This is a genomic window from Kaistella sp. SH40-3, assembly GCF_030686865.1.
Classification (GTDB): domain Bacteria; phylum Bacteroidota; class Bacteroidia; order Flavobacteriales; family Weeksellaceae; genus Kaistella.
In genome coordinates this window covers 1-14063 of record NZ_JAQYUS010000013.1, presented here as the reverse complement: position 1 = coordinate 14063, position 14063 = coordinate 1, and the positions used below count along the sequence as shown (strand labels likewise).

Sequence of the window (14063 nt, the reverse complement as noted above, 5' to 3'; positions counted from 1 at the left end):
TTAAAAAGCTAACAATTTAATTTTAGAATTTTTGCTCTTCAAAATTTTCCCATAAAGCATATTCATGACTCTTTTTACATTAAAATTTGGTCTCCTTTTTTTTATTTTCAGAAGAATTAAATAAAACTTTTTCATTTTTCCAGTTCTAGTGCATCTTGGGCTCTGTTTTTTTATTGAACATACTAAAAAATTTGTGTTAAAAACAATTAAAATACTATTTAAATGGAGAATAACCAAAGTGTTTTTTACTATTTCAATCCTTTTGGTTAAATCATCCGATTAAAAAGTTTTGGCTATGAAACATCAAAATGCTTTTCTCCTAATATATGTTTGTATTTATTAAAAATTGCGCAATTTTTTACAAGCATTTTTGAAGGGGAGCAGAAACATTTTTTTATATAAGTCATAACCAAAGAACGTTTTATCTTTTTTCAATGTGCCTCATTTTCCCTGATAATTGTCAGTAAGACAGGAAAAATGTGCAACAAATTATTTTAATAATTGTTTAAATTTGTAAAAATAGATTTATAATGATAGAATTAGGGAGGCAAATATCTGAATGGAGTATAGAAAGCATTAGTGATAGTGAAATTCCTACTTTAGAAAGTTATAGAGGAAAACCTTTGCTTATATTGTTTTTTAACTTAGGTTGTCCTGGTTGCAAAGGTAGAGCATTACCATTTGCAAACTGGGTAAATATTGAATATAAAGATAAGATTAATGTTTTAGGCATTCACACTAATTTCGAAGGAGTTGATTTCACAGATGAACAACTGGTGGATTGTAAATCAGAGTTTTATATAAACTTCCCGTATTTTAGGGATAAAAACTTTAATACAACCTTTATTAATTACGATGCAGGCGGAACACCTCATTGGATTCTTGTTGATGAAAACACCAATTTGAATTATTCCATTTTTGGTTCAGACCCTAACAATGCCTTATTAAGATTAGATTTAAAAATTCAAGAATTAACTAAATAAATAAAATTAAGTATGGACATTTTTCAGTCAATAAAAGCATGGTACACAAAAGGAGAAGTTATAACTCCAGAAGGTTATTGCCCAAATTGTTGGGGATTTCAAGAGTATTCCGGAAATTTCTATGAAGCGGTAAAAAATCATGGCATATCTATTAATAATATTGATAACAATAGAGGTTGGATTCAAAACTATGCCGATTTGTATTTAGGAGGTATTAAGTATTCTCATACGGATAATGAAGAAACTGTTTGTAATCAATGTAAAGTAAAATATAACCTTCAAAGCTAAATTATAGAATTATGCTCAAATGGCTCGATGTAATTAAATATGCAAACAAAGGGAATCTTACACCAGATAAACGAGTAGAGAAAACCGACGAAGAATGGAAAGCTTTGCTAACAGAAGAACAATATTATATTACTAGGCAAAAAGGAACAGAAAGAGCTAATAGCTCGGATTTGTGTACTTTTTTCGAAGCAGGAAAATATACTTGCGTTTGTTGTGAAACTTTACTTTTTGATTCTGCAGAAAAATTTGATAGCGGAACAGGTTGGCCTTCTTTTACGCAACCCATAAAGGATAATGTGATTGCTTATTACAAAGATAGAAGCCATGGGATGTATCGAATTGAAACGACTTGCAACACTTGTGATGCACATTTGGGACATGTTTTTCAAGATGGTCCCATGCCTAGTGGATTGCGATATTGTATGAATGCATTGGCTTTGAAAAAAGTAGAAAGTATGGAAAGGAAAGCAACTTTTGGAGGGGGTTGTTTTTGGTGCACAGAAGCAATTTTTCAGAATTTAAAAGGGGTTGTTACAGTTGAAAGTGGCTATAGTGGAGGAAGAATTTCTAACCCTACCTATAGAGAAGTTTCCTCTGGGATAACTGGCCATGCAGAAGTGATTGAGTTTGCCTATAATCCTGCTGAAATATCCTATGAGGATTTGGTTAAAATTCATCTCACTACCCACAATCCAACAACACTAAATCAGCAAGGAGCAGATATGGGTACTCAATATAGAAGTGTAATTTTTTATAGAAATGAAGAAGAAAAAACAATTGCTCTAAATGTGATTAAGGAATTAAAAGCTACGTATGATGATATGATTGTTACAGAAGTTGCCATGTTTGAACACTTTTACCCTGCTGAAGACTACCATCAAAATTATTATAATGAGAATAGAGATCAAAACAGGTATTGTGCAGCAGTAATTAATCCGAAGTTGAGAAAATTCAAAGAGCTATATAAAGAAAAGTTGAAGTAATAATTTAAGTTTAAAAATAAAAGAATGATAGTCGCAGCGTTTAAATACAAGGTTAATCCAGAATTTCAAGAAGAATTTGAAGGATTGTATAGTTATGCAAGAAAACATGTTTCAATGATTGAAGGATATGATGGGCACGAAGTCTATAACGGAGAAAATGGTCATAACATGCTAGTTGTCTATTTTAAAGACAAAGATTCTTTTCTTATTTGGGATGAACACCCAGAACATAAAAAATATAAAGAGCGTGGGAAAACAGAAATTTTTGAAAGTTATGACGTTTCAGTAGGAGAAGTTTTTGAAAGACATACAAAATAATATATGAAGATTGATAATATTGTAAATAGCTCTGCAAAATGGACATTGATTGTAGGAGCCATATTAATTTTTGTGTTGCCATTCATGGTAACTTTTTTAAATATAGAATTTTTAGGGAAATATGGACCTGTTGGCGATACTATTGGAGGAATTACTTCTCCGATTTCTCAATTGTTAGGTTCTATTCTTATATACCTTGCTTTAAAAGCACAATTAGATGCTAATACTATTATTCAAAATCAAGTTAATGAAGACAATAAGCAGTCATTAATAAGACATGATTTGGAACAAATACATGAGTTGTATTCTTTTTTTCAAAATAACATCAAAAGCTTTAGCTATGATAAAGATTTTAGTGGTAGAAGCAGTTTAATTTTTGGAAAGAGAGCAATAAAACATTTTTTTCAAGATATTGAAGATATGAATGTTAATATTCATAATGATGATGATATTCTAAAAATTGACGGAGTTAGAGAAATATTGGGCATCATAAACAGTGCTAAATTAATTTTACAGAAAAACAAAATTTCAAAGCTAGTTAAAGAAGATAAGGAGTTTTATAATACATTAATTTATCACGAATTGGTTTTTAGCATTTTCCCTGCGAAAGAAATTGAAAATGAAGACCCATTAGCATTAAAAAAGTGTACCATTTGCGAAATTTATCATGGGAATTTTCCTCCTTTAATCTTTCATAAAATACAAGAACTTAAAAAAGAATTATAATACTAAAAAATACAAAATGATAGACAAAAAAGAATTAAAAAAGTTTTTAATTGAAAACGAAACGCATACTATAGAAAATACAGAAGAAAAGCTATTAGATTTTGTAAAAGGTACTATGCTTAACAGAAATGATGTTATTGACCAAGATGACCAATCGCATCATAGGCAAGAAGAAAGATTAAGAAAACAATTAGACAAACAGGTGCATGATCACCATCATCATCTTGAAGAAATTGAAGCATTAAATTTTAATCCCTCCCAAGTGGTTGAACCAGGAGCCGTTATAAAAGTAAATGATAACTATATGGTAATTGCAACTGCTGATGGAAATTTTACATTTGAGGGTAAAAACTTCATCAGTATATCGACAAAAGCGCCTATTTATCAATGCATGATGGGCAAGAAAAAAGGAGACGTGTGTAGTTTTAATAATAATGATTTTAAAATCGAAGAAATTTACTAATTATGAAAGCAATATTTAACGGGGAAACTATAGCGGAAAGCAATGAAACAATAGTTATCGAGGGGAATCATTATTTTCCACCAAATAGTTTAAAAAAAGAGTTTTTTAAAGAAAGTAATACCCACTCTACTTGCCCATGGAAAGGATATGCATCTTATTTTATAGTAGAAGTAAACGGAACAACAAATAAAGATGCTGCTTGGTATTACCCAGACCCTTCTGATAAAGCAAAAGAAATAAAAGACTATGTTGCATTTTGGAATGGTGTAAAAATAATTGAGTAATTCTATTCTGTATTAAATGTATACTAAAATATCCTTAAATGATTTCGAAGTATTAGTGAGGCTTCCAGTAGATTTTTCCGATGAAAATGAATATCCCATTTTTATTGGTATTTCTGGAGGAAATCAATCAGTTGAAACTGTAATGTATAGTGCAAATGTATATTTTAATACATCCTACTTTCAAAACTATATTCAAATAATTCCTATTAATAATAATGATCGCAATTTTAAAGATTATTCTACCGATGAAATAGACGGTTTTATTAATGCAATTATGAATTATTTTCTTTGCACAATAAGTAGCTGGGTTGTTGCGGGAAGTTCTAATGGAGGGAGAGCGATTTTTAATATTGTGGCTCACAAGCCAAAGCTTTTCCAGTATGTAGTTGCGTTCCCAGGAGGTTTATTTGCAAATATTCCGAATGAGAATTGGTCGCACTTGAGTGTGGTATTAGCCAATGGGAAAAAAGATAGCTCTAGTTGGCTTTTAGAAGCAAAGACGTCTTATGATAAATTGGTTCCCATTGTGAAACATATTGAATTGATGGTGATATCTGGACAAAAGCATATTTTTTCAGAGAATTATGATATAAATGAAGTTTATTCTAAACTGTTTCTAGCGACAAAGAATGATTGAAAAATTAAAGGATACTATAGCTGATTGTATAATTTGTGCAAATTTTTTACCAAACAGACCGCGGCCGATTGTTCAATTTTCAAGCAAAAGCAAGCTACTAATTATTGCGCAAGCACCAGGACAAAAAGCCCATGATAGAGGAATTCCTTTTGATGATTTAAGTGGAGACAATCTTAGATCGTGGCTCGGTGTCTCGAGGGAACAGTTTTATAATCCAGAATTGTTCGCTATTATGCCAATGGGGTTTTGTTTCCCTGGTAAAGGAAAATCTGGAGACTTGCCACCAAGAAAAGAATGTGCACCACAATGGCACAATAAAATAATGGAGCAGATGAAAAACCTAGAACTTATCATTCTTGTTGGAAAATATGCTCAAGAGTATTATTTAAAAGATAATCCATATAAAAATTTAACTGAAACAGTCATTAGCTATCAAGAATTTCTACCCAAATATTTTCCATTAGTTCACCCCTCTCCACTTAATTTTAGGTGGCATGGAAAAAACAAATGGTTTTTGGAAAGTATAACCCCCGAATTAAAAAAAATGGTAGCTACTATTTTAATGGAAACAGAAGAGCAAAACTCAATGTGTTAAATGTTTAAAACCTGGGTTAATCTATTATTATTTGCCTTAAATTATGCAAATAAACACTAATGAAAACAAATAATTAGCTATAGATCAAAATAAAACTATATACAAATACATGAATATTTTACACTTACGAAAGAAATTTATAGCGGTGAGAGCCAATTTTGAAAAATTATGCGCTCCATTGTTAATTGAAGATTATTCTGTACAACCTATTGATTTTGTTTCGCCACCCAAATGGCATTTGGCCCATACCACTTGGTTTTGGGAAGCCTTTGTGTTAACAAAGTATGTAGCAGATTACAAAGTGTTTAATGATGATTTCTCTTATTTGTTCAATAGTTATTATAACAATGTTGGAGAAAGAGTTTTACGTCCCTTACGAGGAGTAATGACAAGACCTCCAGTTGAAGACGTTTATACTTATAGAGACTATGTTACTAAGGCAATGGAAACATTTTTAGAGCGTGATTTGGAAAAAGAAATCTTAGACATTATCGCTGTAGGAATCAATCATGAAGAACAACATCAAGAATTGTTTGTCTATGATATTAAATATATTTTAGGACATCAACCCACTTTCCCTATCGTTTCCAGCATTGTCGGCACGGTTGAAGATAAGGTTGAGCCAAATTTCATAAGAATTGTAGAGGGAATATATACTATAGGACATCAAGAGCAATCTTTTTGTTTCGATAATGAGCTCGGTGTTCACAAGGTCTATTTAAACACTTTTGAAATTGCAAACCAACTGGTTACCAACGAGTCCTATATCGCATTTATTGAAAATGGAGGGTATCAGAATTTTAATCTATGGCATGATGATGGGTGGCATTGGATTAATAATAACGGGATAACAGCTCCGCTGTACTGGCACAAAATTGATGGAGAATGGTATCATTATGACAAGAATGGGTTAGAAAAAATTCCGCTCAATGAACCTGCAAAGCATATCAGTTTTTATGAAGCTTTTGCCTATGCGGAATATATGGAAATGCGCTTGCCAACCGAATTCGAATGGGAAATAGCTTCTGAGCATCTTAATTGGGGAACACTTTGGGAATGGACAAATAGTGCATATTTACCTTATCCTAATTTTAATAAAATTGAAGGTGCTTTAGGTGAGTATAATGGGAAGTTTATGATAAACACTATGGTAATGAGAGGTGCATCTGTTGCGACGCCTAAAGAACATAGCCGGAAAACCTATAGAAACTTTTTCCATCCTAATATGAGATGGCAGTATAGTGGAATTAGACTAATAAAAAAATAAATAATTATGAAAACCTTATATAGTGGCGAATATTATGAAGTAATGAATATTAAAAATATTCTTGAAAACGAAAATATTGAAACCATCCTAGAAAATGAAATGATGGCAAGTATTGAACCTGTTGCAATTACTTCTGGAGGATTTAGAGCATTAGTATTAAAAATACAAGATGAAGATTATGAAAAAGCAACAGAAGTAATAAACCATTATAAAAGCGGAAAACTACATGTTACTATGGAGATAGGGAAAGAGGAATTCATTGGCAAATTAGAAGAGGAAGGGTACGTTTTAAATTTAACATTAGACGACAATTGCCTATATTGTTCAAATACTGACACTTCCTATTTAATAAACTCTTTTGTTATAGAAAAAGAAATGATGTTCCTTACAGAAGGAATAAGTGAAACAATAAGAGCAGTAAATTCTCCAGAATTTAATATTAAAGGATATTATATTTTTTAAATATATAAAATGAAGAAAATAAATCTGAAAATAAAAAACAAAGATGAAGCATTATTATCTGCTCAATTAATAACGCCTTTAAATGGAGAAATTAATACAATTGCAATTTTTGCACATTGTTTTACCTGTTCTTCAAGTTTAGCCGTGGTTAAAAACATTTCTAGCGAGTTAACCAATTTAGGGATAAGCGTACTTAATTTCGATTTTACTGGATTAGGACATAGTGATGGCGATTTTAGCGAAACCTCTTTTTCTAATAATATTTCAGATATTATAGATGTTAATACTTTTTTAACCAAAAATTATGTCGCTCCATCCATTTTAATTGGTCATTCCTTAGGTGGAGCAGCTGCCATAATAAGTGCTAATAAATTACCAAATATTGAAGCATTAGTTTCCATAGCTGCACCTTCTTTTGTGAAACATGTTACAAAACATTTTGGAAATCTAGAAGATACTATTTTAAATAAAGGAGAAGCTACACTATCTATAGGCGGTAGACCTTTTAAAATAAAAAAACAGTTTCTTGATGATTTGGAAAAGTACACTTTAGAAGAAGAAGTGAAAAAATTGAGAAAACCAATATTAATAATGCACTCTCCTCACGATTTAATTGTAGGAATAGAAAATGCAGCTTCCCTATATCATAAAGCGATACATCCAAAAAGTTTTATTAGTTTAAACGGAGCAGATCATTTGATTAGTAAAAAAGAAGACGCTTTCTATGTGACTCAAATTATAGGAAGCTGGGTAAAAAGGTATGTAGAAATTAAAGAGAAACCTTCGGAGGATCTGAAAGACACAATTGGAGAACAAGTACTAGTCTATCATGAAACTATGGTGCCTTTTACTAACCATATTTACACAAAAACACATCACATACTTGGAGATGAACCAAAAGATTTTGGAGGCGATGATCTTGGATTATCTCCATATGAGCTTCTAAATGCGGCTATTGGCTCTTGTACTGTTTTAACATTAAAATTATATGCACAAAGAAAACAATGGGATTTAAAAGAGGTTTTCGTATATTTAAGCTATTCTAAAAGACATTCTTCAGAATTAAATGTGAATATTGAAGATATGGGACAATTGGACCATATATTTAAAAAGATAAAACTAATTGGGAATCTTACTGATGAACAAAGAAACAAGTTAAAAGAAATCGCCTCAAAATGTCCTGTGCATAAAACAGTGGCAAACAAAGTGTATTTTGAAACCGAACTAATTTAACAATTAAGGAAATTTTGCTATGGAGAGTATTAAATTTATAAATACCAATTTTGACCCTTCTAATTCTGAATTCATGACTGCTGCTGTCGCTATGGCAAAAGCCTATGGCTATACCGCAGATTTGAAATTAGATAAAGAGCTAGCACAACTCATTAGGCTTAGAGTGGCAACGGTAAACAAATGTAGTTATTGTGGCATTCTACATCAGGAAACAGCGAGAAAATTGAATATTCTACAAGCAAAAATTGATAATTTAGGAAGTTATTGGCACTCAGAATTGTTTTCTGAAAAAGAAAAAGCAGCATTAGAATATACCGATGTGCTGAATGAAGGAACAAGTTCTAATTTTAATGAATTTCATCTAAAGCTTACAGTTTTTTTTACAGAAGAAGAAATCGCAGAAATTGCCTATATAACCATAAATATGAATTTATGGACAAGAATTAAATTAGCCCAAGGACAAATACCAACATTAAAATAATAGTAAAAAACGCTTGTTAGCAAGACAATGTTTTGATGTTAAAAATGGAAGAAAATAAATCAAAAAAAATCAAAAAAAGAACAAGAATATAATAATGGGTAAAGAAAAAATTGGCATTGGAGGAAGTTGTCATTGGTGTACAGAAGCAATTTTTCAATCGTTGATAGGTGTTGAAGAAGTGCTGCAAGGTTGGATACATTCTGATGGGGAAGCCACCACATTTTCTGAAGCAGTAGTAATTACTTTTGATACTAATTTAATAACACTTGAGGCACTTATTGAAATTCATTTGCATACGCACAGTTGTACTGCAATGCATTCCATGAGAGGAAAATATCGTTCTGCGCTGTATTATTTTGATGAAGCACAAAAAAACACTGCGATTACTACTTTACAGCTATTGCAAAAAGATTTCAATGATACCATAATTACACAGGTGCTTCCTTATGTAGCTTTCAAATTGAATATTGAAGACCAATTAAATTATTATCATTCCAATCCAGAAAAGCCTTTTTGCGAAAATTATATTAACCCTAAATTGAAATTGGTAATAGAAAAATTTTCTAAATCGGTAAATCATACAAAATTACAACATTTGAAAACATCTAAAATTGGTTTAGGAACAGCGGCTATTGGTAGACCTATTTATATTAACATAAATGAAAACAAGGTTGACTCTTCGGAAAAATTTGATTTAGAGCACTATAAGCAGCAAGGATTGGATTTTTTAAAAGAAGCCATGTCTTTAGGAGTAAAATATTTCGATTCTTCTCCTGGCTATGGCATTGCAGAAGATATTTTAATTGAATTAATTAAAGAAAAAAATGCTAATGAGGTTAGTATTTCTACAAAATGGGGATACACCTATATTGCAAATTTTGATTTTAATGCTACAATTCACGAAGATAAAAACCATTCTTTAGAAAAATTAAATCAGCAATGGGAAAAATCTAAACAGTTACTCCCTAATTTAAAATTGTATCAAATACATTCTGTAACTCAAGAAAGCGAAGTGTTGGAAAGTACTGAAGTTTTAAAAAAATTATACCTAATTAAAAAAGAAAATAATATAGAAATTGGCTTATCAACTAGTGGAAGTAAACAAATTGAAGTAATTAAAAAAGCATTAAATATAAAAATAAACGACGAACCGCTTTTTACTTCATTTCAAGTAACATTTAATGTTTTAGATCAAAGTTTATTAGAAATTAAAGATAAGATCAAAGATAAAAAAATCATTATAAAAGAAGCTTTGGCAAACGGTAGAATACTTTCAAATCAATACCTAAATTATAGTGCATTGCAAAATGAAACTGTAAAATTAGCCACAAAATATAAAGTAACAATTGATGCTATTGCAATTAGATTTTGTATGGATTGTTTTAAAGGAAGTACAGTTTTAAGTGGTGCAAATAATTTAGCCCATTTACAACAAAACTTAAAAGCAAACGAGTTTGAGTTAGAAAATATCGAACTTGAAAAATTAAAATCTTTTGCAATTAATCCTTCCTATTATTGGGAAGAAAGAAAAAAACTAAAATGGAATTAAAAAAATTACTAATATGAAAACATTCGACTTTATTATTATAGGTTCTGGACAAGCAGGAACTCCGTTAGCATTTTCTCTTTCTAAAAAAGGAAAGGTAGCACTTATTGAAAAAAGTAAAATTGGAGGTACTTGCCTAAATTATGGCTGTATTCCAACTAAAACTTACATAGCAAGTGCTCGCAGAGCATGGGACGTTCAACATGGGGAAAAATTTGGAATTGAAATCCCTGTTGGTACAAAAACAAATTTAAGAAAAGTAAATCAAAGAAAAGAAAACCTAATAGATATTTCTAGAAATGGTATTGAGGATGGTATTCAAAGCAATGAAAACATTGTTCTATTTAGAGGTGAAGCCAAATTTACTAGCGATTATGTAGTCGAAATCAACAACGAAACTATTACTTCAAAAAAAATATTTATAAATGTAGGTGGAAGATCATTAGTCCCAGAAGAATATCAACAGGTTCCTCATTATACAAATGTTGAGTTATTAGAAGTAAAAGAAATACCTAAACACTTAATTATTATTGGAGGGAGTTATATAGGGCTTGAGTTTGGGCAAATGTTTCGCAGATTTGGTAGTAAAGTCACCATAATAGAAAGGGGATCGAGGTTAATTGGAAGAGAAGACGAAAATGTTAGCCAAACTGTTAAAGAAATATTTGATGCTGAAAAAATTGATATGATTTTTAATGCAGATACTATTAAAGCATATAAGAATGATGATAATACCATAACCGTTACAACAACAAAAGATGGGGATAATGTAACTGGTACGCATTTGTTGTTAGCTATAGGAAGAGTTCCTAATACAGATTTACTAGGACTTGAAAACACTTCGATTGAAAAGAACAATAGAGGATTTATTAATGTAAATGAATATTGCCAAACCAATGTTGAAGGTATTTATGCAATGGGAGACTGTAACGGGAAAGGCGCATTTACGCATACTTCATACAATGATTATCAAATTGTTGAAAATCAACTTTTTGGAGAAAAAAATCGTAAAATTAGCGATAGAATAACAACCTACGGGTTGTTTATAGACCCTCCTCTAGGAAGAGTTGGGATGACAAAAACAGAAGCTATTAGTAATGGTCATAAAATTCTAGTAGCTCATAGGCCTATGGATAAAGTTGGAAGAGCAAAGGAAAAAGGAGAAACTTTTGGTTTTATGGAGGCTATAATAAATGCTGAAAACAATCAGTTTTTAGGCGCTTGTGTTTTTGGTGTTGGCGGTGATGAATTAATAAATGGGATTACAAATTTAATGTATGCAAAACAACCCTACACAGTTTTTAGAGATGGAGTTCACATTCATCCTACAGTTAGTGAGCTTATCCCTACGATGTTAGAAAAACTAAAACCATTAAATTAATTGATAGGAAGGGGTAAACATTTTTATAAAAGGGAATTACTTACAAGAATACATGTAAAATAAACAAAGTGCTAAACACAAAATAAGTATACCTTTGAACAATAGATTATTAAATAAAAATAAGACATGAGTACATTAAAAAAAGCATATATAGCGGGTGGATGTTTCTGGGGAATGGAAGATTTATTTAGAAAAAGACCAGGTATAAAAGACACAGAGGTAATTTATTTGGGTGGTACAAATGAACATCCAACTTATGCTTTTCATCCAGGCCATGCTGAAGGTATAGAGTTAACATACGATACTACTGAAACTTCGTTTAAAGAAATATTAGATTATTTTTTTAGAATTCACAACCCAACAACAATAGACAGACAAGGGAATGACATTGGTAGTAGTTATCGGTCTGCAATATTCTATCAAAATGAAGAAGAAAAGAACACCGCACTGGAGGTAATTGATATTGTTAACAAATCGAATAAATGGAACGGGAAAGTTGTAACTACATTAGAACCATTTACAAAAGCTTGGCCTGCAGAAGAACATCATCAAGATTATCTTGTAAAACACCCAAACGGTTATACTTGCCATTTTGAAAGGTTTGAGACTTTTCTTTAATCCGTAAACTTTTGTAAGTTAAATATTTTGCAATGTTCAACTGTAAACTTTATAAACATTTTACGTGAAATGGAAAGAACTATATCTAACATTCAACAACCCCAAATTTTTAATATAGAAAAAATCGTTTCATATTTATCCCTTTACAAAGATAATCTGGAGCAACTATATGCCTGGGATGCAAGTTTTAAAAAATTGGTAGAATTAAATATTCTAACACCAGAAGAACTTACTGAGCTTGATAACCAAACTCCATTTATTCGCACTTTAGAAGTCAAAAATAAAGTCGGCGAAGCAATGCGAAGCACTAGAACTAATAATCCAGTCTACTTTAAAAAATTAGTCCAATGGGTTATCAAAGATTGGGGCGGAGTAATCGGATTGAATGATGAAAATATAGAACCATTAGTAAACAATTTTATCGGTTCAGAGAAACCACCTTTTAAAGCCATCTCAAGCAGTTCCAAAGTGGGAGCCTATTTGTATCCTGAAAAAAATGCCATATACGATTCCAGAGTTGCCTATGCGTTAAATTGGATAATATTATCTCAAAATGCGGGTAATAAGTTTTTACCAATGCCTCAAGGGAGAAATTCAAAACTAACAGCTTTTGATATCGATGTGCTAATTCGGTTGAAAAATGTAGAAAAGTATAAACCCAATTCATTGTCGGACTTAGATACAAGGCAGTATATAAAAAGTAGAGATAACAATAATTACATTAGCGAAAAAAATGCATATTATGAAATGAATAAGCTAATGTTAGATATCAGCAGTAAACTTTGGCAAAATCCAAAATATGAACCATTGTTTTTGACAGGAATGTTATTGTTTTCTATTGCAGACACCATAGTGTTTCAAGATTTAACATCGAAAATTTCAATAAATATTTAAAATAAAAAAATGAAAGAAGTAAAACATCCTTTGCCTCCATTCACATTGGAAACGGCAAAACAAAAAATTCAAATGGCCGAAGACGGTTGGAATAGTCAAGACCCAGTAAAAGTTTCTATGGCTTATACCAAGCATAGCGAGTGGCGTAATAGAAACGAATTTGTAAATGGCAGAGAAGAAATCCAAGTGTTCCTCAAAAACAAATGGGAAAATGAACTAGACTATAAATTAAAAAAAGAATATTGGGCTCATACAGACAATAGAATTGCGGTAAGATTTGAATACGAATACCGCAACAAAGATGGAAAATGGTTTAGAGCATACGGAAACGAAAATTGGGAGTTTAATGAAGATGGTCTAATGCAAAAAAGATTTGCTTCTATAAATGACCTTGAGATTGAAAAGGCGGATAGAAAATTCAAATGAGATTTGGTAAGGCAGAAGATATTAGTGCTATAGATTTTAGCCTACCAAATGATGTTCCCTCTACTAAAAGAGTACTAAGTAATGTATTAAATTCTTTATATTCAACAAATGTAGGCTGTGGGCATTGGGGAAAGAATTACCTCCACAATTTTTATCCTAAAGGGACTAAGGATGAATTAGCATACTATTCTACCCAGTTTAATAGTATAGAACTAAATGCTAGCTTTTATAAAAATTATGAACCTGAACAGTATAAAAAATGGTATGATCGTACAGAAAAAAATTTTAAATTCTTTCCTAAAATTTATCAGGGAATATCGCATTTTAGAAGGCTGAATAATGTAGAGGATTATATAAACAATTTTCTACTATCTGTTGCCGCTTTAGAAAATAAATTAGGTACTATATTCTTGCAATTAAGAGAAGATTTTACCACAGCAAAATTCGATTTGCTTAAGTCTTTTATTGAAAATTGGCC

Annotated in this window: 19 protein-coding genes; all 19 read left to right on the top strand. The window is 31.1% G+C overall.

Translation table 11 applies throughout. The annotated features are described in order from the left end of the window. The first annotated feature begins 530 nt into the window (after positions 1-530). Positions 531-983: a redoxin domain-containing protein gene (locus PUH65_RS14545; protein ID WP_070562198.1), complete on the top strand. Its 453-nt coding sequence runs from the start codon at positions 531-533 to the stop codon at positions 981-983. Between the two features lie 12 nt (positions 984-995). Further along, a complete protein-coding gene (locus PUH65_RS14540) occupies positions 996-1271 on the top strand; it encodes a hypothetical protein (RefSeq protein ID WP_070562201.1) in 276 nt (91 codons plus the stop codon). A gap of 11 nt (positions 1272-1282) precedes the next feature. Beyond that, positions 1283-2254 carry a bifunctional methionine sulfoxide reductase B/A protein gene (locus tag PUH65_RS14535; protein WP_070562204.1) on the top strand — a complete coding sequence of 324 codons (972 nt, stop codon included), beginning with the start codon at positions 1283-1285 and terminating at the stop codon, positions 2252-2254. A 24-nt stretch (positions 2255-2278) separates the two neighbouring features. Continuing rightward, positions 2279-2572, top strand: coding sequence for an antibiotic biosynthesis monooxygenase (locus PUH65_RS14530; protein WP_070562206.1), 294 nt, complete (start codon positions 2279-2281; stop codon positions 2570-2572). A 3-nt stretch (positions 2573-2575) separates the two neighbouring features. After that, positions 2576-3298, top strand: a complete 723-nt coding sequence (locus tag PUH65_RS14525) for a hypothetical protein (protein WP_070562209.1) — start codon at positions 2576-2578, stop codon at positions 3296-3298. 16 nt (positions 3299-3314) lie between these two features. Continuing rightward, positions 3315-3761: a hypothetical protein gene (locus PUH65_RS14520; RefSeq protein ID WP_070562212.1), complete on the top strand. Its 447-nt coding sequence runs from the start codon at positions 3315-3317 to the stop codon at positions 3759-3761. 2 nt (positions 3762-3763) lie between these two features. Then, complete coding sequence (locus PUH65_RS14515) at positions 3764-4045, top strand: DUF427 domain-containing protein (RefSeq protein WP_217493512.1); 282 nt, start codon at positions 3764-3766, stop codon at positions 4043-4045. 16 nt (positions 4046-4061) lie between these two features. After that, positions 4062-4682, top strand: coding sequence for a hypothetical protein (locus tag PUH65_RS14510; RefSeq protein ID WP_070562218.1), 621 nt, complete (start codon positions 4062-4064; stop codon positions 4680-4682). Further along, positions 4675-5277 carry a uracil-DNA glycosylase family protein gene (locus tag PUH65_RS14505; protein WP_083295809.1) on the top strand — a complete coding sequence of 201 codons (603 nt, stop codon included), beginning with the start codon at positions 4675-4677 and terminating at the stop codon, positions 5275-5277. Before PUH65_RS14510 ends, PUH65_RS14505 begins: the two co-directional genes overlap by 8 nt. Positions 5278-5386: 109 nt before the next feature. After that, entirely contained in the window at positions 5387-6544 is a 1158-nt protein-coding gene (egtB, locus tag PUH65_RS14500; protein WP_123904573.1) for an ergothioneine biosynthesis protein EgtB, read from the top strand. 6 nt (positions 6545-6550) lie between these two features. Beyond that, entirely contained in the window at positions 6551-7006 is a 456-nt protein-coding gene (locus tag PUH65_RS14495; protein ID WP_290219243.1) for a putative signal transducing protein, read from the top strand. Between the two features lie 9 nt (positions 7007-7015). Next, the gene (locus PUH65_RS14490; RefSeq protein WP_290219241.1) at positions 7016-8239 is read left to right on the top strand and encodes a bifunctional alpha/beta hydrolase/OsmC family protein; all 1224 of its coding nucleotides are present in this window, start codon (positions 7016-7018) and stop codon (positions 8237-8239) included. Between the two features lie 19 nt (positions 8240-8258). Further along, positions 8259-8720 (top strand): carboxymuconolactone decarboxylase family protein, encoded by a 462-nt coding sequence (locus PUH65_RS14485; RefSeq protein WP_070562228.1) that lies wholly within the window; start codon positions 8259-8261, stop codon positions 8718-8720. 94 nt (positions 8721-8814) lie between these two features. Next, positions 8815-10269, top strand: a complete 1455-nt coding sequence (locus PUH65_RS14475) for an aldo/keto reductase (RefSeq protein WP_083295810.1) — start codon at positions 8815-8817, stop codon at positions 10267-10269. A 13-nt stretch (positions 10270-10282) separates the two neighbouring features. Then, positions 10283-11647: a mercuric reductase gene (locus PUH65_RS14470; protein ID WP_070562230.1), complete on the top strand. Its 1365-nt coding sequence runs from the start codon at positions 10283-10285 to the stop codon at positions 11645-11647. Positions 11648-11773: 126 nt separating this feature from the next. Beyond that, on the top strand, positions 11774-12265 hold the full coding sequence (msrA, locus tag PUH65_RS14465; protein WP_070562233.1) for a peptide-methionine (S)-S-oxide reductase MsrA: 492 nt from the start codon (positions 11774-11776) through the stop codon (positions 12263-12265). 69 nt (positions 12266-12334) lie between these two features. After that, entirely contained in the window at positions 12335-13159 is an 825-nt protein-coding gene (locus PUH65_RS14460; protein WP_116097828.1) for a hypothetical protein, read from the top strand. A gap of 9 nt (positions 13160-13168) precedes the next feature. Further along, complete coding sequence (locus PUH65_RS14455) at positions 13169-13585, top strand: nuclear transport factor 2 family protein (protein WP_116097830.1); 417 nt, start codon at positions 13169-13171, stop codon at positions 13583-13585. Continuing rightward, on the top strand, positions 13582-14063 hold a 482-nt coding region (locus PUH65_RS14450; protein ID WP_305520847.1), incomplete at its 3' end, for a DUF72 domain-containing protein. The genes PUH65_RS14455 and PUH65_RS14450, both read left to right, overlap by 4 nt.

Excerpts from the sequence above, each read along its gene's own strand:
- PUH65_RS14530 (WP_070562206.1), top strand. The coding sequence starts at position 2,279 with ATGATAGTCGCAGCGTTTAAATACAAGGTTAATCCAGAATTTCAAGAA.
- PUH65_RS14520 (WP_070562212.1), top strand. The coding sequence starts at position 3,315 with ATGATAGACAAAAAAGAATTAAAAAAGTTTTTAATTGAAAACGAAACG.
- PUH65_RS14455 (WP_116097830.1), top strand. The coding sequence starts at position 13,169 with ATGAAAGAAGTAAAACATCCTTTGCCTCCATTCACATTGGAAACGGCA.
- egtB (WP_123904573.1), top strand. The coding sequence starts at position 5,387 with ATGAATATTTTACACTTACGAAAGAAATTTATAGCGGTGAGAGCCAAT.
- PUH65_RS14470 (WP_070562230.1), top strand. The coding sequence starts at position 10,283 with ATGAAAACATTCGACTTTATTATTATAGGTTCTGGACAAGCAGGAACT.
- PUH65_RS14475 (WP_083295810.1), top strand. The coding sequence starts at position 8,815 with ATGGGTAAAGAAAAAATTGGCATTGGAGGAAGTTGTCATTGGTGTACA.
- PUH65_RS14525 (WP_070562209.1), top strand. The coding sequence starts at position 2,576 with ATGAAGATTGATAATATTGTAAATAGCTCTGCAAAATGGACATTGATT.
- PUH65_RS14540 (WP_070562201.1), top strand. The coding sequence starts at position 996 with ATGGACATTTTTCAGTCAATAAAAGCATGGTACACAAAAGGAGAAGTT.
- PUH65_RS14510 (WP_070562218.1), top strand. The coding sequence starts at position 4,062 with ATGTATACTAAAATATCCTTAAATGATTTCGAAGTATTAGTGAGGCTT.
- PUH65_RS14535 (WP_070562204.1), top strand. The coding sequence starts at position 1,283 with ATGCTCAAATGGCTCGATGTAATTAAATATGCAAACAAAGGGAATCTT.
- PUH65_RS14460 (WP_116097828.1), top strand. The coding sequence starts at position 12,335 with ATGGAAAGAACTATATCTAACATTCAACAACCCCAAATTTTTAATATA.
- PUH65_RS14505 (WP_083295809.1), top strand. The coding sequence starts at position 4,675 with ATGATTGAAAAATTAAAGGATACTATAGCTGATTGTATAATTTGTGCA.
- PUH65_RS14545 (WP_070562198.1), top strand. The coding sequence starts at position 531 with ATGATAGAATTAGGGAGGCAAATATCTGAATGGAGTATAGAAAGCATT.
- PUH65_RS14490 (WP_290219241.1), top strand. The coding sequence starts at position 7,016 with ATGAAGAAAATAAATCTGAAAATAAAAAACAAAGATGAAGCATTATTA.
- msrA (WP_070562233.1), top strand. The coding sequence starts at position 11,774 with ATGAGTACATTAAAAAAAGCATATATAGCGGGTGGATGTTTCTGGGGA.
- PUH65_RS14485 (WP_070562228.1), top strand. The coding sequence starts at position 8,259 with ATGGAGAGTATTAAATTTATAAATACCAATTTTGACCCTTCTAATTCT.
- PUH65_RS14515 (WP_217493512.1), top strand. The coding sequence starts at position 3,764 with ATGAAAGCAATATTTAACGGGGAAACTATAGCGGAAAGCAATGAAACA.
- PUH65_RS14495 (WP_290219243.1), top strand. The coding sequence starts at position 6,551 with ATGAAAACCTTATATAGTGGCGAATATTATGAAGTAATGAATATTAAA.